Below are 21,092 nucleotides of genomic sequence, written 5' to 3' on the forward strand. Positions count from 1 at the left end.
ATGGCCCAAAAGTAACAAAAACAAAAGGAGAAGCCAATTTAAAGGCTTCTTTTATGCATCAAATTTGTCCAATAACTTAATTAAGGTAGCAAAATCTTTTGGATATGGTGCATCAATCACGATATCTTGATCATCCAGTCCTTTAAAAACAAGGTGTCTGGCATGTAAGGCAAAACGCTTCATGATGGGCTGCTCCTCTTCACCTTTGGTTAGTTTATAACCTCTCTTAATTGAAGAAAGAAAAACCGGCTTCCCTTTGTACATATCATCACCAACAATGGCTGCCCTTTGGGTAGCCAGGTGGATACGGATCTGGTGCATACGACCGGTTATTGGCTTGCACTCTACTAAAGTATAGTGTTTGTAATATTTTAACGAATCGAAAATGGTTTCGGCTCTTTTGCCATCGGTCCTATCAATGGTTACATTTTTATTGCCATCATTTAAGATCGGTAAATCAACTGTTAACTGATCGAAAATGACATGTCCGTCTACTACCGCGTGATAAGTTTTATTCACTTTTCTCCTTTCGAACTGCATAGAAGCATGACGGTACCCTTCCGGATTTTTAGCAATAATTAAAGCCCCTGAGGTTTCTTTATCTAAACGGTGACAAACCTGTGCATCATCGCTATATTGCTTCGCTAAGCGTAATACGTTGGTTTCTCCTGATCCGCCTCGTTCGTCGAGTGAGGCTAAAAATGGAGGTTTATTGATCACAATAAAATCGTTGTCTTCGAAAAGAATAAGGTCTTTAAAATTTGGAAACTTCAAGCTGTGCTGTAATTAATGAAGCGCAAAAATACGATTTTATTTTTTTAAGGCGGTCGTCGCCCTGAATTTATTTGAGAACCACATTCTGGAAAGATGCTGAAATGAATTCAGCATGACGAATTCTTTACGCATATCGTCCTTCTGAACCCGATCGCTGTCGGGTTGTTTAAGGATCTAATTGAAAATTTTAACTCCAAAAAAGCCGCTCTGTTATTGATCAGAGCGGCTTAATAACTTTAGCTTTTATAATTATCAATTTAAGATAACTCAAACTTATAACCCACACCTTTAACGGTAGATACATAAGTTTCGCCTAATTTTTCTCTTAATTTGCGGATGTGTACATCAATAGTCCTATTGGTTACCACAACAGAATCTTCCCAGATATTTTTAAGGATCGATTCCCGTGTATAAACTTTTCCAGGTTTTGAAGCCAATAAATATAAAAGTTCAAATTCCTTTTTAGCCAATACCACTTTGTTCCCACTCTGGAAAACCAAATACGCTTCACGATCGATTACTAAATCGCCGATTTCCAGTTTGTTTTCAGATACCTCTTCCGTTCCGGAATTTCTTCTTAAAATGGCATTGATCCGGCTAACCAAAGCACGTGGTTTAATCGGTTTTGCGATATAATCGTCGGCACCAACATTAAAACCTGCAATTTCAGAATATTCTTCACTTCTGGCGGTTAAGAAAACCATAAAAGTATTCTTGAATTCTGGGATTGCACGCATTAAACGGCAAGCTTCAATTCCATCCATTTTAGGCATCATAATATCCAGGATAATCAAATCTGGATGAACCTTTTTCGCAACAGTAATTCCTTCCTGGCCATTGGTCGCGGTGAAAACCTGATAACCCTCTTTTTTAAGGTTATATTCAATAAGCTCCAGAATATCTGGTTCATCATCAACAATTAATATTTTCTGACCTGCGTTATTCATAGTTAAATATTTGTTACGAAAGTAGTGTCTATGATGCAATATTTAGTTAAGCCTAAGTTAAGAAATTGTTAATTACTTAAATTAGTTTAACATGGAATTTGTTTTAACGTAACGTTTTAGCTAAAAAGGCTTCCAATTGATCCCCACGCAGGTTTTTAGCTACGATTTTTCCATTAGGATCAACCAGGTAAGAAGTTGGAATAGCTTGAACCTGATATTTTTTAACTGTTTCTCCGTTAAAATCTTTTAATTCCGAAACATGTGTCCATGTTAATCCGTCTGCTTTCACTGCGCCTAACCAGGCTGCTTTGTCTGTATCCAATGAAATACCAATGATATCGAAGTTTTTATCTTTATATGCATTGTACACTTTAACCACGTTTGGGTTCTCCTGACGGCAAGGCTGACACCATGATGCCCAGAAATCAATTAATACATATTTTCCTTTATAGTTTGATAAACTAACTGGTTTGTTATCTGCCGTATTGATCGTAAATGCAGGGGCAATCTGCCCTACCTGAACGGCTTTTAGCTGCGCCATCTGTTTTACAAAAGCATCTACCGTAGCATTGCCTTTAATTTCATCCTTAACTTCGTCGGCAAATTGCACCAGTTCGGCTTCAAATTCCTGTGGACTTAAAGTATTCATGGCATAGAAACTCGCAAGCGTACCTTTATTGTCTTTAGCAAATTTAATGATCTGCGTATTTAATTGGTTGATGTACGATTCATATTGAGGTTTCATCGATTCTAAAACAGCTGCCCTATTTTGGGGCTGGGTAGCTACCTTTGCTTCAAAATCGGCCTGTAATTTTTCAACCTGTTTTGCAAAATTGTTTCTGATGGTATTTAGTTCAGATAGTTTATCTACTTCGTTTGCGCCAGAAATTTTATAAGCCATTGTTTTATCGGCTAAATCAGCTTCTAATTTAATGTCGTCGCCATTTTTTGCAATCAGCATAAACTCGTGGTTGCCAACCGATACCCTGAAAAAATCAACTGATGGAGTTTTGCGGATGAATTTAAATTCGCCCTTTTCAGATAGGTTGGTCGAATCAACCGCTATCATGTTGCTGTTTTGCATGCCATATAAAAACACCTTCTTTTCCGTTCCTGGATTTTGGAAAGTTCCGTCGATTGTAAAGCTATCTTTGGGTTTACATGCAGTAAAGGCAATCGCGATCAGCATGATCAGGCTCAATTGTTTTAGTCTCATTATTTCAGTTTTTCAAGTATTAATTCATTTAATTTTTTAGCATCAGCTTTGCCTTTGGCCAGTTTCATCACATCACCAACAAACAACCCTAAAACGCCTTTTTTACCTTTTTTATACGCTTCCACCTGCTGAGGATATTTATTTAACACTTCATCAATAAAACTGCTCAGTTCATCTCCGTTTTCGGTAATGAGCAGGTTTAACGACTGTGCCAAATCAGTAACCTTCGCATTTTTCTGTAGTTCAACGGCAGGCAACAATTGTTGAACAGCGATTTGCTGTGTTATTTTTTTATCATCAACCAGGTTGATAGCTTCGGCCAGCTGTGTAGGATTAACTTTAAAATCGGCAATGGTAACACCCTTGTCATTTAAAACCGCTCTAATTGGGCCGATTAACCAATTGATCAAGCTTTTTTTATGATTAACACCTGGCAGTGCCGCGTTAAAGTAATTTAAGAGCTCTAAATCCTCTGCAAAAAGCGCGGCATCGGCTTTGCTAATCCCAAATTCCGAGATCATTTGTTGTGATATCTCATTTGGCAAGGCTGGCATTAAAGATTTGATCTCGGCTAACCAGGCGTCAGAAATACGGACTGGCTGAAGGTCGGGATCCGAAAAATAACGGTAATCATTTGCTTCTTCTTTTGTACGCATTGGTGAAGTAGTGCCTTTATCTGCATCAAAGTTTAAAGTACTCTGAATAATCCTTCCTCCATTGGTAATCACTTCCACCTGTCGGCCAAATTCGAAATCCATTGCTCTACGTACGTTACGCATAGAGTTTAGGTTTTTTACTTCACAGCGCGTTCCGAATTCAGTGGTACCAAACGGTCGGATGGAAATATTGGCATCGCAGCGCAAACTCCCCTCTTCCATATTGCCATCACTTACATTTAAGTGACGCACCAATTTTCTGATTTCACTAAGCAAAACAGAAGCCTCTTCCGAACTGCGGATATCAGGCTCAGTTACAATCTCGATTAAAGGTACTCCGGCACGGTTTAGGTCCACTAAAGAATAGTTTTCATCCTGATCGTGAATGCTTTTGCCTGCATCTTCTTCCAGGTGAATGCGGTTAATCCCGATTTTCTTCGTTGAGCCGTCAGCCAATTGAAGTTCTAAAAAACCATTTACACAGATCGGTTGATTGTCCTGTGTGATCTGATAGCCTTTTGGCAGATCGGCATAGAAATAGTTTTTTCTGTCGAAATGATTTACCTGATTAATAGTGCAGTTTAAGGCCAGTCCGATGCGGATTGCTTTTGCAACAACTTCTTTGTTCAATTTAGGCAGTGCACCAGGCAAGGCCAGCGAAACAGTAGATATATTTTGATTCGGCAAAGCCCCGAAAGATGCACTATCAGCAGAAAATATTTTTGTACTTGTATTTAACTGAACGTGGATTTCTAGTCCTGAAACGAGTTCGAAAGCAGTTTGGGGGCTTATTTCTTGTAAAGGCATTTAAAGCTTCGTGTTGTTATAAGTTTAATAACCACAGATTAAATCTGTGGTTAAATATTAATGTGTCAAATATAGTTATTATTTAGTCTTTCGTTAAAAAAGGCTTGATGGAGAAATTTTTAAAAATTCTTGCCAAGGCAATCCTCCGGTGCCAACTAAAAGTATTTTATCTGGTTTAAACATTTTGTTAAAAGCATCCATTCCAGAAGTGCCCGTTACGAAGCCAGTACTTTTGACTTCTATGCCGATTATTTTACCTCGTTTTTCTAAAATAAAATCTACCTCATCTTTTCTATGCCGCCAATAAAATACTTTGTAGCCTTCAACAAAAGAAGAATTTAACAGATGGGCGCCTATTGATGATTCGACCATCCTTCCCCATTCGGCGGGCTGTTTTTTTATTTCCCCAAAGAATTCATTTCTCTGGACACTTACCAGGGCATTATTATGCACCTGAAATTTTGGGCTCGATGAACGCTTCCGGATTACATCAGCTGCAAATTTCTCAATGCCCCCCAATAAACCGGCTGTATCCAGCAATTGTAAGTAATGAGACAAGGTGGTGGTATTACCAGCATCAGAAAGCTGTCCTAATATTTTAGTAAAAGATAAGATCTGGCCTGAATATACACAGCCGAGTTCGAATAAACGTTTCATTAAGGCTGGTTTATCAACACGGGTAAGCATTAAAATATCTTTCGAGATACTAGTTTCGATCAAGGCATTTGAAACATAATTTTTCCATCGTTCCTCATCGTTAATTAAACCTGCAGCCCCAGGATAACCTCCAAACCAAACGTATTGGTCTGCAGTGAAACCAAAAGCACTTTCCATTTCAGTAAAACTCCAGTGTCCTAAATAGGTTAACTCGAAACGGCCAGCCAAAGATTCAGTTAAACCCTGCTGAATTAACAATCTCGATGAACCTAGTAATATTACTTTAATGTTTACCCCGTTTCGCATATCTTCATCCCATAAACGCTTTATAACTTCACTCCAATTGTCAATTTTCTGAATCTCATCTATTACCAGAAGATATTCATTAATATTGGGTTCCTTTATGTTCTCTCTGGTATTATTCCATATCTGCTCAATCCAGGTCCGGTCTGATGCGGCAACGGCATCAGCAGATTCGAATATATAAGGTATAGCAATTTCCTGAACCAACTGACTAATCAGTGTGGTTTTACCAACCTGTCGTGGTCCAACAAGCACCTGAATAAACCTCTTTGGCTCATTCATCACCTTTGTAAGTTTCTCTAAATAAGACCTTTGAAACATATTTTACATTTTACTCAATAGACTGAGTAAAATTACTCATTGTATCTAGTAGTACAAAACTATTGTTATAAAATTTAATTAATCAATATAATAGAACAGGGATTTTGAACCCTTCATTTTAAAAAAATTATCAAACAAAATACTGTAAATCAGATAATTATAGTTATATATACAATTTACTCAATATAATGAGTAAAATTACTCAATAGGTTGGTAATCCGTTAAATAATGTTAAATGGTCAAACTGATATTAAACTAAATCGGAACTGCTTCGTCTATCTCAGTAAATACACACAAAAGAAACCTTTTAATTAAAAACGTTATGAAAAAGTTAGTTTTATTTGCTGCAGTTCTGATGGTTTCATTATTCAGCATCAACAGCGCCAAAGCACAGGTTAGCTTAAATATTAATATTGGATCTCAGCCCGTTTGGGGCCCTACTGGGTACGACCATGTAGATTATTATTATTTCCCTGATATTGATGCCTACTATTATGTGCCCTCTGGTCAGTACATTTATGCAAATGGCGGACGCTGGGTCTGGACAAATAGCTTGCCTTCCAAATACGGAAATTTTGATCTTTACCGCGCATATAAAGTGGTCATTAATGAGCCAAGACCATATCTGAGAAACAATGTTTATGTAACCAGATATAGTAAATACAAAAATTATAATGGTCATCAAACCGTGATTAGGGATAGCCGTGATAGTAAATACTATGTGGTAAAAGGACATCCAAACTACAATCAAAGACCTGTTAAAAACGTAACAGTAGTTCGTAATAATAACCGTCCAAGCCGTGTGATACCAAGAAGTGTGAACAGGCCTGTTCAAAATAATGGCCGCCCCCAATCTAATAATGGTCGTGATCATCGTCCGGAAAGAAATAATGGACAAAACCATGGTAACGATCGCCATTAAAGTTTAATATTTAGTTGTGATGGAAGGGAGTTTCGAAAGAAGCTCCTTTTTTTATATCTCTGTTACAATAGAAATTTTGGCACAGCGTTTGAATTACTGAAGTACACACAAATAAAATAGATTATTATGAAAAAGTTATTTATCATCTCCGCGATAGTAGGTATCGTGGCTTTAACATCTAATCAATCTAACGCTCAGGTAAGCATCAATGTAAATATCGGTGCTCAGCCTGCTTGGGTTCCTGCAGGTTATCAAAATGTTAATTATTACTATCTCCCAGAAGTTCAGTCTTATTATTATGTTCCACAAAGGCAGTTTGTTTATTTAAGTGGAAACAGGTGGACCAGATCAAGGTACTTGCCAGCAAGATACAGAGGCTATGACTTGCATAGGGGTAGAAAGATAGTAGTTTATGGAAACAGTCCTTACCGTAACTATAATTCGCACAGAGTAACTTATTCACACCATAATAATTATTACCGCTCATCTTATGGTGGTGGAGGCAACCGGGTGAGGTACAGTTCGCCAAGAAATAATTATAGATCTTACCATGTCGATAACAGGTATCACGACAGAAGAGTAAATTCGAGTTTATTCTCCAGAGGACACCGGGAAAAACATGGTAGACATTAAAATAAAAAAGAGGCTTTTGGCCTCTTTTTTATTGATAACTTTACCCTGATCCGATAATTATCGGGTTTATTTTCAGGGGCTATTACATCAAATTAATGATGCGGGATAAAACTTTCTGCTTTTTCCAGAACAACAGGTAAACCAGCAGGGTTTTTACCACCGGCTGTAGCGTAAAAAGGCTGTCCGCCACCGCCACCCTGGATTTCCTTACCCAATTCGCGCACAATGTTCGAGGCATTCAATCCCTTTTTAACCAGGTGATCAGAAAGCATTACGGTTATTCCCGGTTTACCGTAAATTTCTGTAGTGAACACTAAGAATAGGTTATCTATCATATCTTTCAAAGAGAAAGCCAGATTTTTGACGGCATCAGCGCTTTGCAGATCAATGTGTTTTGCAATGAGGTTAATACCGTGTACTCCCCTAACATGGTGTACAATTTCATGTTTTAAAGTATTAACGCGTTCTAAAGTGGATTTTTCGATTTCCTTTTTCAGTTTTGCATTTTCATCCAATAAAGCCTGAACAGATGCTGATAAATCCTTACTTCCATTCAATAAAGCTTTTAAATGCCCAAGCTCTTTTCTCTGATCTAAGAAATATTGCTCTGCTTTATCCGCGGTAATGGCCTCAATACGACGAACACCTGCGGCTACTGCGCTTTCAGAAATAATTTTGAATGAACCGATCTGTCCGGTAGCTTTTACATGTGTACCACCACAAAGTTCTTTAGAGAAATGATCGTCAAACGTGATCATCCGAACAAAATCACCATATTTTTCGCCAAATAATGCGGTTACACCACTTTCAATGGCATCCTGATAAGGGACGTTACGCTGCTCTTTTAATTTGATATTCTGGCGGATTTTTTGGTTCACGATCACTTCAATCTGCGCTAATTCTTCATCGGATACTTTAGCAAAGTGAGAAAAATCGAAACGTAAGTAATCTGCATTCACCAATGAACCTTTTTGGTTTACATGTTTACCTAAAACCTGTTTCAATGCTGCGTGCAGTAAGTGTGTTGCTGAGTGATTATCTTCTGTTAAAACACGTTTATCTTCATCTACAACAGCCCAAAATTTACCTTCTAAATTGTCTGGCAATATATCTGCAAAATGAACAGTTAAGCCATTTTCCTTTTTAGTATCGGTAATATCTACCCAAAACTGACGGCTATGGTCTTCTAAGCGTCCTGTATCTCCTACCTGACCACCACTTTCTGCGTAAAAAGGCGTTTGGCGTAAAACAATTTGATATTGCTCCTTACCTTTGGCTTTTACTTTACGGTATTTTAAAATTTCAGTTTCAATTTCTAATTCATCGTAACCTACAAATTCACTTTGATCTTCTGTATTTACTATAATCCAGTCTCCTGTATCAATGGCGGTGGCGGCGCGGCTATCATCTTTTTGTTTTTTCAAAGCCTGTTCATAGCCAGCTAAATCAACACTCCAGCCCTTTTCTCTCGCCATTAATTCGGTCAAATCGATAGGGAAACCAAAGGTGTCTGATAACTCAAAAGCAAAGTTACCTTCTACCACATCATTGGAAGTCTGGTATTTGTCGAAACGTTGTATACCTGTAGATAAAGTTCTTAAGAAAGAAACTTCTTCTTCCAAAACCACTTTCTGTACAAAATCCTGTTGTGAGATCAACTCATCAAAAACACCTTTAAACTGTTCAGCCAATAAAGGAACCAATTGATTTAAAAACGGTTCTTTAAAGTTCAGGAAAGTATAGGCATAACGTACCGCGCGACGTAAAATCCTTCGGATTACGTAACCAGCCTTATTATTTGATGGCAATTGTCCATCAGCAATCACAAATGAAATGGCACGGATGTGATCAGCCATTACACGCATTGCAATATCAGTTTTCTCCTCTGCACCATATTTAATCTCCGATTTGTCAGCAATAAACTGAATCATCGGCTGAAAAACGTCCGTATCATAGTTGGATGTTTTTTCTTGCAGAACACGCACCAAACGCTCAAAGCCCATTCCGGTATCCACATGTTTGGCAGGTAAGCTTTGCAGTGAACCATCTTTTAAACGGTTAAACTGCATAAATACATTATTCCAGATTTCGATTACCTGAGGATGGTCTGCGTTTACCAAGGTAGCACCATCAACCAATGCTTTTTCTTCATCGGTACGGCAATCAACATGGATTTCTGAGCATGGCCCACATGGACCGGTATCGCCCATTTCCCAAAAATTATCTTTTTTGTTCCCTGGTAAAATATGACTTTCGTCTACATACTGTTTCCAAAGGTCATAAGCTTCCTGATCTTTCTCTAAACCCTCTTTTTCGTCACCCTCGAAATAGGTAACATATAACTTTTCTTTTGGAATTTTATAAACTTCGGTCAATAACTCCCAACTCCAGGCAATGGCTTCTTTTTTGAAATAGTCGCCAAAACTCCAATTGCCCAGCATTTCGAACATAGTATGGTGATAGGTATCAATACCTACCTCTTCCAGATCGTTATGTTTGCCCGATACACGTAAACAACGTTGGGTATCAGCAACACGAGAATATTTTATGGCCGCCTCTCCTAAAAACAAATCTTTAAACTGGTTCATACCCGCATTGGTAAACATTAAAGTTGGGTCATTTTTAACCACAATCGGTGCGGATGGAACAACATGATGTTGTTTCGATTCAAAAAAACTAAGGAATGCCTGTCTAATCTCTTTTGCTGTCATTTCAATATTATTGGAGGGAACAAAATTAAAATTTTATTGCGTTATTAAGGAAAAATCGAGCTACATTTGAATACTTTAATTAATCGATATAAAACACTCATAATCAAGCACAAAATATGCCGTATAAAGAAAGAGACATTAATAAAATGTATTATACCATGGGCGAGGTGACTGAAATGTTTAATGTAAACGCATCACAGATCCGTTTTTACGAAAAAGAATTCGATATCCTTCAGCCTAAGAAAAACAAAAAAGGCAACCGTCTTTTCACTCCTGAAGACATTGAGAACTTAAAAATTATCTTTAATCTGGTAGATGAAAAAGGCTTTACCTTAAAAGGTGCAAAAGACTATCTCAAAAATAACAAAACCGGTGTACGTGAAAATCAGAAGATCATCGATTCGCTGGAAAAATTGAAAGGTTTTTTGGTAAATCTTGCAGACGAACTATAAACGATTTTTTAAGTACTACAATTCAGTATATTAACACCTACGCTATTTGTAGTTTTAATAATATTTTTCTATCTTTATAAGCGTAATACAATAATCACCCCCATTTTTCTTGAACTGGTTTAATTACTGCTTATGAAAATATGGTATTCGTTATTGCTTGTCTTTTTTTTCCTTGATTCATCTTCTCAAAGAACTTTATCATGGTATAATCTCAGGGTATTCTGGCCAGTAAGGTCTAGCTTTTACCGATCGATCTGTTTAAGATTACCCCGTTTAAACAGATCTTGCAAAATCTTAATGATTGCATTCGCAATGATTGGGTCTGTTGCAAATGCACAAACCAATGTGCAAGAAAATGACATTCGTGATATATTGGAAAGTATGGCGGAAAACCTGCCAGATGATTATGATATGAGCGAGCTGGTTGATGTATTCACAAGATATCGTAAACATCCGATCAATTTGAATCACACCTCGCCAGAAGAACTCAAAACATTTGTTTTCCTATCTCCACTACAGATTAGCAATTTCTTCTCTTATATAAAAGAAAACGGGCAGCTTGTTGATGTATTGGAGTTACAAAGTATAAATGGCTTTGATGTTAAGACCGTTCAGAGTTTACTCCCATTTGTAACATTAACCAATATAGGCGAATATGAACAACTTAATTTTAAAAATATTTTTAAGGACGGCGAAAATGATTTAATGATACGCTTTGCGCAAACCATACAAAAACAAAAGGGATTTACTGATTTACCGGGAAACCGGTATCTGGGGGATCGCCTGAGAAATTCCAAACCCGATACAGGTATAATTATAGCACGCTCCTATCTGCAGCCATCACTTTAGATAAAGATGCTGGTGAAAAATTTGGGGGCAAGCCTTTTGATTTTTACGCTGGCAATGTGGCATTATTCAAATTGGGTAAGTTAAAAAAACTGGTACTCGGTGATTATTCTTTGCAATTTGGACAGGGCTTAACACTGTGGTCAGGGTTTTCTTTTGGAAAAGGTCCTGATGTTACCAGTGTTGCTAAAAAAGATTTGGGATTAAGGCCTTATAACTCTACCAATGAATATTCTTTTTTCAGGGGAGCCTCAGCTACAATTACCTTACTCAAAAATATAGACATTACTCCTTTTGTTTCTTTTAGAAATCTTGATGCAAGCCAAAAATTGGATCCGAATGGAGATTTAGTTCAATCTACCATTAATCAAACCGGATTACATAGAACACCCTCTGAGATTAAAAATAAAAGGGTGCTTTCACAGCGATTATATGGTGCTGCCATACAGTACGCTCAAAACGAATTTACGCTGGGTGCAATTGCTTACCGGAGTCATTACGGGAATAGCTTTATTACACAGACTGCTGCTTATGATCAATATAGCTTTACGGGGAAATCATTAACAAATTTGGGCTTGTTTTATAACTATACCTATAAGAATATGTATCTGTATGGCGAAGGTGCAAAGGGTTTGGGTGGAGGTTTTGCATACATTAATGGAATACTGATCAGCTTATCAAGAACAGTTTCTGCAGCATTAACTTATCGTAATTATGCTAAAGACTACCATAGCTTCTTTAATCAGGCGGTATCCGAATCCAGTGAAGCCATAAATGAAAGAGGGTTGTATGCAGGTTTAAATATTAACCCGAATAAACATTGGGCCTTTTCTTTTTATGGTGATTATTTTCGGTTTCCATGGTTGAAGTACCGGGTTGACGAGCCGTCAAAAGGTTATGAGGTGTTAAGTCAGGCCGTTTATATGCCAAGCAAAGGTTTTAAGGCCTTGCTTAGATTTAAAACTGAAAGGAAGCAGCAAAATACCGATTTGGATGTACCTGTAAACTTTTTAGATGATGTTAATAAGACGGGTTATCGGGCCGAAATAAACTGGCAGCTGGATAAGCGCTGGGGTTTCCAGAACCGTGCGGAGATTTCGCAGTTTAAAAAAGGCAGTGCTGATCGGGAATTTGGTTACCTGGTTTATCAGGATGTAGATTACTCGCCCATGTTTTCTAAAATTACCGGCAACCTACGGCTTGCCTATTTCAATACACCAAGTTACAACAGTAGAATTTACGCCTATGAAGACGATGTTTTATACAGTTTTAGTTTTGGGATGTATAGTGGAAAAGGTTTTAGAACGTATTTAAATTTGAAATACAATTTAGTAAAGAAGTTAAATATCTGGTTGAGGTATGGCTTGTTTGTTTATAAAAACGTAGAAACAGTTGGTACCTACCTGGATGAAATTAAGGGCAATAAAAAATCGGAAGCTAAAATTCAGTTACGTTATCAGTTCTAAGCATGTTTAAGGCTGAATACGTTTTTGTAAGGGTTTTACTTCCATTTCTTATCGGGATCGGTATTTTTTATTTTTTTCCGACAAACACTGGTTTGCAGGTTTTAGAAATAACTATGGTATTGTGCTATTGAGCATAATAACCATAAATATTACCTATAAAAAGTTTAAGGCATACCGTTACAAAGGAGCAATCGGTGCTATAATTTTTATACTCTTCTTCAATTTGGGCGGCTTGCTTTGCGTGAGAAATAATGATATGCTGAGGGAAAATTACTTTGCAAACAAACAATATGACTATTTAAAAGTATGGGTAGAGGATGAGCCCGAAAAAAGTAACAATATATTAAGATTTAAGACAGTGGTAGTTGCCGGATATCATAACGGTCAGCAGATTAAATTATCCGGGCAACTGCTTTTAGCAGTGAGATTAGATAGCTTAAATCCTGTTACCATAAGGTATGGCGATGAAATCATGATCCCAGACAAATCCACAGAAGTTGCCCCCCCCATATAACCCTGCCGAATTTGATTTAAAGCCTGGTTAGCTAATCAGAATATTTATCATCAGGCTTTTATAGACCAGGATCATTTGATTAAAACGGGTCATGATAATGGTGATCAGGTTATTGGGCTGGCCTTAAGCTTAAGGGAAAAACAAATAGAGAAATACCGGAAACTGATTAAAAGCAAAGAAGCTTTTGCTGTGGCATCAACATTAATACTGGGTTACCGGGCAGATTTAAGTCAGGAAACCTTATCCGCATATTCCAAAACCGGTACGATACACGCACTATCTGTTTCAGGCGCGCACGTAGCTATTATTTATGTTATTTTAGATTTTCTCCTCCTTTTCATGAATAAGAAACCTGGATTAAAAATCATGAAACTTATATTAATCTGTACTTTGATTTGGGGATATGCTTTGCTTACGGGCTTATCTCCTTCGGTTGTACGCTCTGCAATCATGATCAGTATTTTAATAACCGCTAAAGTTTTATCCAAAAACACCAATAGTTATAACGTTTTAGCCTTTTCGGCTTTTTGTCAGTTGCTTTATAATCCATTTTTAATTTGGGACGTTGGATTTCAACTCTCCTATCTTGCGGTTTTTGGATTGATTTATCTCCAGCCCAAAATTTATAATCTGATGTATATTAAAAATAAATGGACAGACAGATTATGGAGTTTCACGGCAATGTCTTTAGCTGCCCAGATGGTTACATTTCCTTTAAGTGTTTATTACTTTCATCAATTCCCGCTTTATTTCCTTTTTGGCAACCTCTTTATCACCATTCCATTGGTATTAATGATGTATTTAGGAATTGCCATCCTGGTTCCGTGGTTGAGTTTGTTAGCGCGAATTTTCGAATGGATCATTACTTTTACAAATCAGGTACTCAGATGGATTGCAGATCTGCCCTTTGCTACCTTTTCATCCATATGGATTAATCTGCCTGAATTTATCTTATTGAGTTCTGCTTTAGGATTATTTATTTACGGAGTGGCAAACTTTAATAAACGTTTTATATTTTCATCTTTGGCAGTTTTTATTTCTTATCAACTATTGGTTGTACACGATGACCTTAACGCCTATCATCAACAAAGGATTATTTTTTTCTCACTAAGGAAAAATTATGCCGCTGCTTTTATTCGTGGAAAGGAAACTGTTCTGGTTACTGATTTAAAAGCTACGGATAAAAACTACGCTTTTTTTGTTAAACCTGCATTAGCCAAGCTGCAGATAGCTAAGATTTCTCATATCAGTTTAAAGAAGGATACTGTTATAGGAAGTTTCATTTTAAAAAACAATCAGATTGTATTCCTTAATTATAAAATATTGCTGATTGATGACCGGTCAAATTATAAAACGTTAAAAGGAAATGGCGCTTTTTCAAGCCTTTGGATCAGTGGAAATACTAAGTTTAATCTAGTGAAACTAGATTCAGATATTAAATACAATAATGTATTAATCGATGCCACTAACAAAGATTATAAGATTGAGATTTTTAAAAAAGTTGTGAAGAATAATCACTTAGATGCCCATGTTTTAAAGAAAAATAAAGCATATTTGGTGCAACTAACCCAATAACATGGAAAATCTGGTTTTGTATCAAGTTGCAGATAGAATTGCGACAATAACCATTAATAGACCTGAAAAAAGAAATGCCTTAAATCCTGAGCTCATAACTGCATTAACAGCAGCATTTATTACTGCGTCGGAAGATGATCTGGTTAAAGTTGTGGTTTTAAATGCAAATGGCGACTCTTTTAGCGCGGGTGCCGATTTGGGGTACCTGCAGCAGCTACAGCAGAATACCTTCGAGGAAAATGTCGCTGATTCTAATCGTTTAAAAAAACTCTTTACAACCATTTATTATTTACCCAAGGTAGTTATTGCACAGGTAGAAGGACATGCAATCGCTGGTGGTTGTGGTTTGGCAACGATATGCGATCTTGTTTTTGCTACCCCTGAAAGTAATTTTGGTTATACCGAAGTTAAAATTGGTTTTGTTCCGGCCATTGTTTCATGTTTCTTAAAACAGAAAGTAAGTGAATCTGTTGCCAAAGAAATATTGCTTACCGGAAAAACCTTTTCAGCAGAACAGGCATTAAAATATAATTTGATCAATTTTGTAACAAATTCATCCGAAATTCATCAAAAAGTAAGAGAATTTGCACTAAGTTTGTGTAATGGAAGTTCTGGCAATTCGTTAATGATTACTAAACAATTGATTACGCAAACCAACAATCCCCTATTGGAAAAATGCTTGGAAACTGCGGTACAGATAAATGCCCGCGTAAGGGAAAGTGAAGATTTTAAAAAAGGAATTTCTTCATTTTTAAACAAAGAAAAAATTAACTGGTAAAAAACTAAACTGAAATAAAAAACATGTTCAAATCAATCAAAACAAGCGTTGTCGCTTTAATCCTGGTAAGTAGCGCAATCATCGCTCATGCACAAAAGAAAATGACTGAAGGTACGATTACCTATAGCCTGGCATATAAATTAACAGAAGAACAAAAATCAGCTATGGGTGGACAAGAGCCGCCAGCAGAGCTTAAAGTTAAATTCAATAATGGTTTAACAAAAATTGAAATGGAACAAGGCCCGGCTTTAATTGGAATCGTTTCTGATAACAATGAAAGAACAGGTCTGCTTTTAATTGATGTGCCGGTTGCTCAAAAACAATTTGCTGTTAAACAATCTAAGGCAGATATCGAAAAAGCCATGGGTGCCATTCCTAAATATTCTGATTTCAAAGCTACTGGCGAGAAACAGACTATCGGTGGCTTTAGCGCAGAAAAATATACTTTTAAAGATGAAAAAGGTACTGCAATGGAACTTTGGGCTACAAAAGATATCGAATTGCCTAATGTAGGTTCTCAAAACTATTTTCCAGGTTTAGGTGCTTTTCCGGTAAAATATACTTTGGTTCAAAGAGGTGTCGAAACCACCACAACATTGAAATCTGTTGTTGAAGGTAAAATTGGTGCAATCTCTAAAGAAGTACCAACTGGTTACGAAGTAGTAACCATGGAAGATTTAGCAAAAATGCAGGGCGGTGGTGAATAATTAACCAATCTCTGCTAATTAATAGCTTTTTAACTGCCGGCTTTTTATTTAAATTAGCCCGAAAGTTGAAAAGCTTTTTTTATGTCCAAAACTTATATATGATTAAAAAATTATTACTCAGACTATCAGCCGCTTGCATAGTATTATGTGCATTAACCGAGGCAAATGCCCAAGGTATCAACTGGGCGAAGGATGGCAACTCCTACTATCAGATTGCAAGCGGAGAAATTATCTCGGTAACACTTCCTAAGAGTGACCGGAAAACCATTATATCAAGAGCGCTATTAACTCCTCCCGGTAAAAGTGATGCCATTGCGGTAAGAAGTTTCCAGTTATCTGATGATGGTACTAAAGCACTGATTTACACCAATAGCAAGAAAGTTTGGCGTTATGATACACGCGGTGACTATTGGCTAGCTGATTTAACAGCAAATAAAATTATCCAGATCGGAAAAGATAAACCAGCATCATCTTTGATGTTTGCCAAGTTATCACCTGATGGTAGTAAAGTGGCTTACGTAAGCAAGCATAATTTATATGTAGAAAATATTGATGGATCTGGCGCCAAAGCCTTAACAACTGATGGCACCGACCGCATGATCAATGGTACTTTTGATTGGGTTTATGAAGAAGAATTCGATTGTCGCGATGGTTTTAGATGGAGCCCTGATGGAAAATCGATTGCCTTTTGGCAAATTGATGCAACGAAGATCAAAAACTTTTTAATGATCAACAATACAGATTCTATCTATCCTTATACAATCCCGGTAGAGTATCCAAAAGTTGGCGAAAACCCTTCAGCCTGTAAGGTTGGTGTGGTTGATGTAACCACTGCTAAAACTAACTGGTTAGACGTTCCTGGCGATAATATCCAGCACTATATTCCACGCATGCAATGGGTACCGAACAGTAACAATATCATTTTGCAACAGCTTAACCGCGAGCAGAATGAAAGTATAGTATTCATCTGCAATGCCGCTACTGGAGCTGCGAAAGCAATTTATACCGAAAAAGCTAAGGCCTGGATCGATGCACAGGACGAATGGAAATGGTTAAATGATAATAAGGAATTTACAATTGTATCTGATAAGGATGGCTGGAACCACCTTTACAGAATCAGCCTTGATGGGAAAAAAGAAACACTGGTTACAAAAGGCAATTACGATGTGATTGATGTAAAACTGATTGATGTAAAAAACAATACAGTTTATTTCTTAGCCTCGCCTACAAACGCTACTCAGAAATATCTTTTTAAAACCAAGCTAGACGGAAAAGGAAAATTAGAACAGGTTACGCCTTCTATTTTACCAGGCACACACAGTTACGATATTTCTCCTAATGCGGCTTTTGCCCGTCATTCTTACAACAGTTCTATTGTTAGGCCGATTACCGAATGGATGAATTTTACCACTGGCAATCCATTTACCATGAACGGAAGCATTACCACGCAATTGTCTAAACAAGAAGCGGGTAAAAACAAAGTTGAGTTTTTTAAAGTAACTACCGAAGATGGTATTGAAATGGATGGATGGATGAAAAAACCTGATAATTTTAATCCTGACAAGAAATATCCGGTAGTATTTTATGTATATGGAGAACCTGCTTCGCCAACGGCATCAGATACTTATGGTGCAGGAAGAAATTTCTTATATGCTGGCGATATGGCTAAAGATGGCTATATCTATATCTCAATGGACAACAGAGGGGCGCCTGTTCCAAAAGGAAGCGTATGGCGTAAAAGTATTTACAAAAACATTGGGGTAATCAACATCCGTGATCAGGCCATGGCCGCTAAAAAACTTTTGGCTACCAACACTTTCATGGATAAAGACCGTGTAGCTGTTTGGGGCTGGAGCGGTGGTGGTTCATCAACTTTAAACCTGATGTTCCAGTATCCTGAAATTTATAAAACGGGTATTGCAATTGCAGCGGTTGGCAACCAGTTAACCTACGATAATATTTATCAGGAGCGTTATATGGGCACGCCTTTTCCAAGTAAAGAAGCGTATGTAAAGGGCTCTCCTGTTACTTATGCTAAAAACCTGAAAGGTAATTTATTGTACATCCATGGTACAGGAGATGATAACGTTCATTATCAAAATGCCGAAATGCTAATCAATGAGCTGATCAAAAACAGAAAGGTTTTTCAATTGATGAGTTATCCAAACCGTACCCACAGCATCTCTGAAGGCGAGGGAACAAGCGAACATTTATCGTTGACTTATACCAAGTTTTTAAAAGAAAATTGTCCTCCGGGAGCAAGATAGAAATTTTAAAAAGCAGCTTTAGGGCTGCTTTTTTTATGCGATAAACATTTGGGTAAGCATCGCGGTTGCAATGGCTATGCCGAAGCTCAGTAAGGTTCCAATTAATACATATTCGGTTAATTTAAGATCATGTGCTTCTTTTAAATCGCCAAACCGAAATATTGATTTAGCTGCCAGTAAAAAACCAACTGCCTCAAAATGGTTGGTGAGGATAAAGAGAAAAATTAATACCCGCTCCAATATCCCGATGTACTTTCCTGCATTTTGTAATGATTTTGGACTATCTGGCTGATTATCCGGGATCCATTTGTCGATAATTACCTTCATGATGATCGAGGTAGGCATCGTTAAAAACAAAACTCCCGAGAATAAAGCCCATGTTTTGGTTTCATTTAAAAAACTGATATCAATACTTCCCTTATAAAATATATGCCATACCGCCGCTATTGAGGCGAAATGTAAAACCTGATCAACAAAAAATAGTATGCGCGCATTTTTATTCGTCTGAAAAATAGATTTTAATGCATCGATAAACAGATGGAGAATGCCGATCAATAAGGCGGTTTTCCAAACATCAAAGCTTAAAAAAATAAGGAATATTAAAGCCACATGAACGGCTACATGTAGGTAAAGTTTTGTTGATTTTAACTTTCTCCTCTCCTTATCTTTTACCCAGGCGTTTGGTTGTAAAAAGAAGTCTCCAATTAAATGGGCGATAAGAAGCTTAATTAAATAGATATCCATTATTTTAAGATCATTTGGTTCAATTTTTTACGGTAGAGTTTGTCCATTTCCATTATTTCGGTATAATGTGCGCGTTTTAGCGCTTCACTTACAGACGATTGCGTTCTTCCCGAAATTGCAGCTAGCTCACTCTGTAACAGATTTTCATTTTCCAGGGCCAGTTTTACCATTTCGGCAGCTACTTCTCCCCAACTGTCCATTGATATTAAAGAAAGCTTGATCAACACATTTATTTCTTCGTCAAAATCAGGGTTATCGGTTTTAATGGCCAGATTAACTTTAGCCTGTTTTAAACTGTCGAAAGCAGCGCCTGAGTTTACAAAAGCGTCGCCACTTGATTCTGAAAGCTTTTTGCGTTTGTTTTTCAGATCTCCGATACCGATGCCCATCCTTACATCTGCCGGTTTATTTACCCTGATACAGGCTTTTAAATAGGCAGCTGCTCTCATTGCATTTTTTGGATCAACCTCTACCTGAAAGCTATCTCCACGATAGATCTCCCCCTTGCTATGCTGATTTGAAACTGTTTTTAAACCCGTTTTCAAACTTAATAACCAGCTATCTTTAATCTTTCTTGAGCCTACAATATCACCTGTTATAATACAAATCATAGTACAATATCAGGTTTATTATTCATATTTCAAAGGTTAGTATCGGGTATTTAGCCGATATTTCGTTTTATCGGTTAATTAGCCGATATTTTAAATTATCGGGTATTTAGCCGATATTGACTTAAAACTAATCAATAAATTTATTGTTTAATAGCTATGGCATTAATCGAATTTACCAAAAGAGGCATTTACTGTAAACAGGGCGATTTTTATGTAGACCCCTGGTGGCCTGTAGATTATGCCGTAACTACACACGGACATAGCGATCATGTGCGTTTTGGAAATAAATATTATCTCTGCCATACCCTGACGAAGCCCATCATAAAACGAAGGATCAGTGAAGATTTAAATGTGGAAACATTGGAATATGGCGAAAGCATCACCAGAAACGGTGTGAACATTTCATTTTTCCCTGCCGGACATATTATTGGATCGGCACAGGTACGTTTAGCATATAAAGGAGAAATTTGTGTCATCTCGGGTGATTATAAAATTGAAGATGATGGTATTACCATACCTTTTGAACCGGTTAAATGCCATTCTTTTGTATCTGAAAGTACTTTCGGCCTGCCTGTTTACAAATGGCAAAAACAGGAAACTGTTTTTAATGGCATCAAGAGTTGGGTAAACAATAACATCAACCAACAGAAAACGAGCGTATTGATTGCCTATAGTTTGGGCAAAGCACAGCGATTAATTAAAAACCTGGCTGGAGATATCCCCATTTATGTACATAACAGCATTGCCAATTTAAATGAAGTAATTATAGCTGCGGGTGTAAGCCTTCCGGAAACCATTAGGATTACACCCGAAACGACGAAAAATGAACTGCAGAAAGGTATTGTAATTGTACCGCCTGCCATGCGGGATAGCCGATGGATCAAAAATTTATCCCATCCGGTTACAGGGATCTGCTCGGGCTGGATGCAGGTTAGGGCACACCGCCGTTGGCAAAGTGCCGATGCTGGCTTTGCTTTAAGCGACCATGCCGATTGGCCGGGTTTAATAGAAGCCATTAAGGCAACCGGTGCCGAAAAAGTATATGTTACCCATGGTTTTACAGCGGCTTTTAGCCGGTTTTTAAATGATGAAGGCATAGAGGCATCTGAGGTTTTAACCAAGTTTGGACAAGAAGATGATGAAGAAAACAAGGTAGATTTGGCTGATCAAAACGAAAACAAATAA

General features: G+C 37.4%; 19 protein-coding genes. 11 read left to right on the plus strand and 8 right to left on the minus strand.

The window, feature by feature from the left end; all coding sequences use genetic code 11:
* Positions 1-51: 51 nt before the first annotated feature.
* From AC04Q1_RS02455 to AC04Q1_RS02475, 5 genes are all read right to left on the minus strand, one after another.
* Positions 52-774 carry an RluA family pseudouridine synthase gene (locus tag AC04Q1_RS02455; protein WP_478361480.1) on the minus strand — a complete coding sequence of 241 codons (723 nt, stop codon included), beginning with the start codon at positions 772-774 and terminating at the stop codon, positions 52-54.
* A 257-nt stretch (positions 775-1,031) separates the two neighbouring features.
* The gene (locus AC04Q1_RS02460) at positions 1,032-1,721 is read right to left on the minus strand and encodes a response regulator transcription factor (protein WP_478361482.1); all 690 of its coding nucleotides are present in this window, start codon (positions 1,719-1,721) and stop codon (positions 1,032-1,034) included.
* A 103-nt stretch (positions 1,722-1,824) separates the two neighbouring features.
* A complete protein-coding gene (locus tag AC04Q1_RS02465) occupies positions 1,825-2,937 on the minus strand; it encodes a redoxin domain-containing protein (RefSeq protein ID WP_478361484.1) in 1,113 nt (370 codons plus the stop codon).
* Positions 2,937-4,400, minus strand: coding sequence for an Asp-tRNA(Asn)/Glu-tRNA(Gln) amidotransferase subunit GatB (gatB, locus tag AC04Q1_RS02470; RefSeq protein ID WP_478361486.1), 1,464 nt, complete (start codon positions 4,398-4,400; stop codon positions 2,937-2,939). Before gatB ends, AC04Q1_RS02465 begins: the two co-directional genes overlap by 1 nt.
* 93 nt (positions 4,401-4,493) lie before the next feature.
* A complete protein-coding gene (locus AC04Q1_RS02475) occupies positions 4,494-5,681 on the minus strand; it encodes an ATP-binding protein (protein WP_478361489.1) in 1,188 nt (395 codons plus the stop codon).
* 322 nt (positions 5,682-6,003) lie between these two features.
* Here AC04Q1_RS02475 and AC04Q1_RS02480 point away from each other — a divergent pair, with 322 nt between their 5' ends.
* Positions 6,004-6,603: a hypothetical protein gene (locus AC04Q1_RS02480; RefSeq protein ID WP_478361491.1), complete on the plus strand. Its 600-nt coding sequence runs from the start codon at positions 6,004-6,006 to the stop codon at positions 6,601-6,603.
* A 126-nt stretch (positions 6,604-6,729) separates the two neighbouring features.
* Positions 6,730-7,236, plus strand: a complete 507-nt coding sequence (locus tag AC04Q1_RS02485; protein ID WP_478361493.1) for a hypothetical protein — start codon at positions 6,730-6,732, stop codon at positions 7,234-7,236.
* Positions 7,237-7,328: 92 nt separating this feature from the next.
* On the opposite strand, the gene alaS is transcribed toward AC04Q1_RS02485, so the two are convergent.
* Positions 7,329-9,947, minus strand: a complete 2,619-nt coding sequence (gene alaS, locus AC04Q1_RS02490) for an alanine--tRNA ligase (protein WP_478361495.1) — start codon at positions 9,945-9,947, stop codon at positions 7,329-7,331.
* 116 nt (positions 9,948-10,063) lie between these two features.
* Here alaS and AC04Q1_RS02495 point away from each other — a divergent pair, with 116 nt between their 5' ends.
* From AC04Q1_RS02495 to AC04Q1_RS02530, 8 genes are all read left to right on the plus strand, one after another.
* Positions 10,064-10,399 carry a MerR family transcriptional regulator gene (locus tag AC04Q1_RS02495; protein ID WP_463494919.1) on the plus strand — a complete coding sequence of 112 codons (336 nt, stop codon included), beginning with the start codon at positions 10,064-10,066 and terminating at the stop codon, positions 10,397-10,399.
* A gap of 297 nt (positions 10,400-10,696) precedes the next feature.
* The gene (locus tag AC04Q1_RS02500; RefSeq protein ID WP_478361497.1) at positions 10,697-11,248 is read left to right on the plus strand and encodes a hypothetical protein; all 552 of its coding nucleotides are present in this window, start codon (positions 10,697-10,699) and stop codon (positions 11,246-11,248) included.
* Between the two features lie 56 nt (positions 11,249-11,304).
* Positions 11,305-12,711: a hypothetical protein gene (locus tag AC04Q1_RS02505; RefSeq protein WP_478361499.1), complete on the plus strand. Its 1,407-nt coding sequence runs from the start codon at positions 11,305-11,307 to the stop codon at positions 12,709-12,711.
* A gap of 127 nt (positions 12,712-12,838) precedes the next feature.
* A complete protein-coding gene (locus AC04Q1_RS02510) occupies positions 12,839-13,225 on the plus strand; it encodes a hypothetical protein (RefSeq protein WP_478361501.1) in 387 nt (128 codons plus the stop codon).
* A 75-nt stretch (positions 13,226-13,300) separates the two neighbouring features.
* Positions 13,301-14,800 carry a ComEC/Rec2 family competence protein gene (locus AC04Q1_RS02515; RefSeq protein ID WP_478361503.1) on the plus strand — a complete coding sequence of 500 codons (1,500 nt, stop codon included), beginning with the start codon at positions 13,301-13,303 and terminating at the stop codon, positions 14,798-14,800.
* 1 nt (position 14,801) lies between these two features.
* The gene (locus AC04Q1_RS02520) at positions 14,802-15,578 is read left to right on the plus strand and encodes an enoyl-CoA hydratase/isomerase family protein (protein ID WP_478361505.1); all 777 of its coding nucleotides are present in this window, start codon (positions 14,802-14,804) and stop codon (positions 15,576-15,578) included.
* Between the two features lie 23 nt (positions 15,579-15,601).
* Positions 15,602-16,285, plus strand: coding sequence for a hypothetical protein (locus tag AC04Q1_RS02525; protein ID WP_478361507.1), 684 nt, complete (start codon positions 15,602-15,604; stop codon positions 16,283-16,285).
* Between the two features lie 98 nt (positions 16,286-16,383).
* Positions 16,384-18,552 (plus strand): S9 family peptidase, encoded by a 2,169-nt coding sequence (locus AC04Q1_RS02530; protein WP_478361509.1) that lies wholly within the window; start codon positions 16,384-16,386, stop codon positions 18,550-18,552.
* A gap of 33 nt (positions 18,553-18,585) precedes the next feature.
* Here AC04Q1_RS02530 and AC04Q1_RS02535 read toward each other — a convergent pair whose 3' ends face one another.
* Positions 18,586-19,296 carry a DUF3307 domain-containing protein gene (locus tag AC04Q1_RS02535; RefSeq protein ID WP_478361511.1) on the minus strand — a complete coding sequence of 237 codons (711 nt, stop codon included), beginning with the start codon at positions 19,294-19,296 and terminating at the stop codon, positions 18,586-18,588.
* Positions 19,296-19,907 (minus strand): SatD family protein, encoded by a 612-nt coding sequence (locus AC04Q1_RS02540; RefSeq protein WP_478361513.1) that lies wholly within the window; start codon positions 19,905-19,907, stop codon positions 19,296-19,298. The genes AC04Q1_RS02535 and AC04Q1_RS02540 overlap by 1 nt, the downstream gene beginning before the upstream one ends.
* 156 nt (positions 19,908-20,063) lie before the next feature.
* On the opposite strand from AC04Q1_RS02540, the gene AC04Q1_RS02545 reads away from it, so the two are divergent.
* Positions 20,064-21,092: a ligase-associated DNA damage response exonuclease gene (locus AC04Q1_RS02545; protein WP_478361514.1), complete on the plus strand. Its 1,029-nt coding sequence runs from the start codon at positions 20,064-20,066 to the stop codon at positions 21,090-21,092.

Source organism: Pedobacter humicola (assembly GCF_056490705.1).

What these genes read in the sequence shown, in the direction of transcription:
- AC04Q1_RS02495 (WP_463494919.1), top strand. Translation starts at nt 10,064, where the DNA reads ATGCCGTATAAAGAAAGAGACATTAATAAAATGTATTATACCATGGGC.
- AC04Q1_RS02535 (WP_478361511.1), bottom strand. Translation starts at nt 19,296, where the DNA reads ATGGATATCTATTTAATTAAGCTTCTTATCGCCCATTTAATTGGAGAC.
- AC04Q1_RS02525 (WP_478361507.1), top strand. Translation starts at nt 15,602, where the DNA reads ATGTTCAAATCAATCAAAACAAGCGTTGTCGCTTTAATCCTGGTAAGT.
- AC04Q1_RS02475 (WP_478361489.1), bottom strand. Translation starts at nt 5,681, where the DNA reads ATGTTTCAAAGGTCTTATTTAGAGAAACTTACAAAGGTGATGAATGAG.
- AC04Q1_RS02480 (WP_478361491.1), top strand. Translation starts at nt 6,004, where the DNA reads ATGAAAAAGTTAGTTTTATTTGCTGCAGTTCTGATGGTTTCATTATTC.
- AC04Q1_RS02530 (WP_478361509.1), top strand. Translation starts at nt 16,384, where the DNA reads ATGATTAAAAAATTATTACTCAGACTATCAGCCGCTTGCATAGTATTA.
- AC04Q1_RS02460 (WP_478361482.1), bottom strand. Translation starts at nt 1,721, where the DNA reads ATGAATAACGCAGGTCAGAAAATATTAATTGTTGATGATGAACCAGAT.
- AC04Q1_RS02520 (WP_478361505.1), top strand. Translation starts at nt 14,802, where the DNA reads ATGGAAAATCTGGTTTTGTATCAAGTTGCAGATAGAATTGCGACAATA.
- gatB (WP_478361486.1), bottom strand. Translation starts at nt 4,400, where the DNA reads ATGCCTTTACAAGAAATAAGCCCCCAAACTGCTTTCGAACTCGTTTCA.
- AC04Q1_RS02485 (WP_478361493.1), top strand. Translation starts at nt 6,730, where the DNA reads ATGAAAAAGTTATTTATCATCTCCGCGATAGTAGGTATCGTGGCTTTA.
- AC04Q1_RS02465 (WP_478361484.1), bottom strand. Translation starts at nt 2,937, where the DNA reads ATGAGACTAAAACAATTGAGCCTGATCATGCTGATCGCGATTGCCTTT.
- AC04Q1_RS02545 (WP_478361514.1), top strand. Translation starts at nt 20,064, where the DNA reads ATGGCATTAATCGAATTTACCAAAAGAGGCATTTACTGTAAACAGGGC.
- AC04Q1_RS02500 (WP_478361497.1), top strand. Translation starts at nt 10,697, where the DNA reads ATGATTGCATTCGCAATGATTGGGTCTGTTGCAAATGCACAAACCAAT.
- alaS (WP_478361495.1), bottom strand. Translation starts at nt 9,947, where the DNA reads ATGACAGCAAAAGAGATTAGACAGGCATTCCTTAGTTTTTTTGAATCG.
- AC04Q1_RS02540 (WP_478361513.1), bottom strand. Translation starts at nt 19,907, where the DNA reads ATGATTTGTATTATAACAGGTGATATTGTAGGCTCAAGAAAGATTAAA.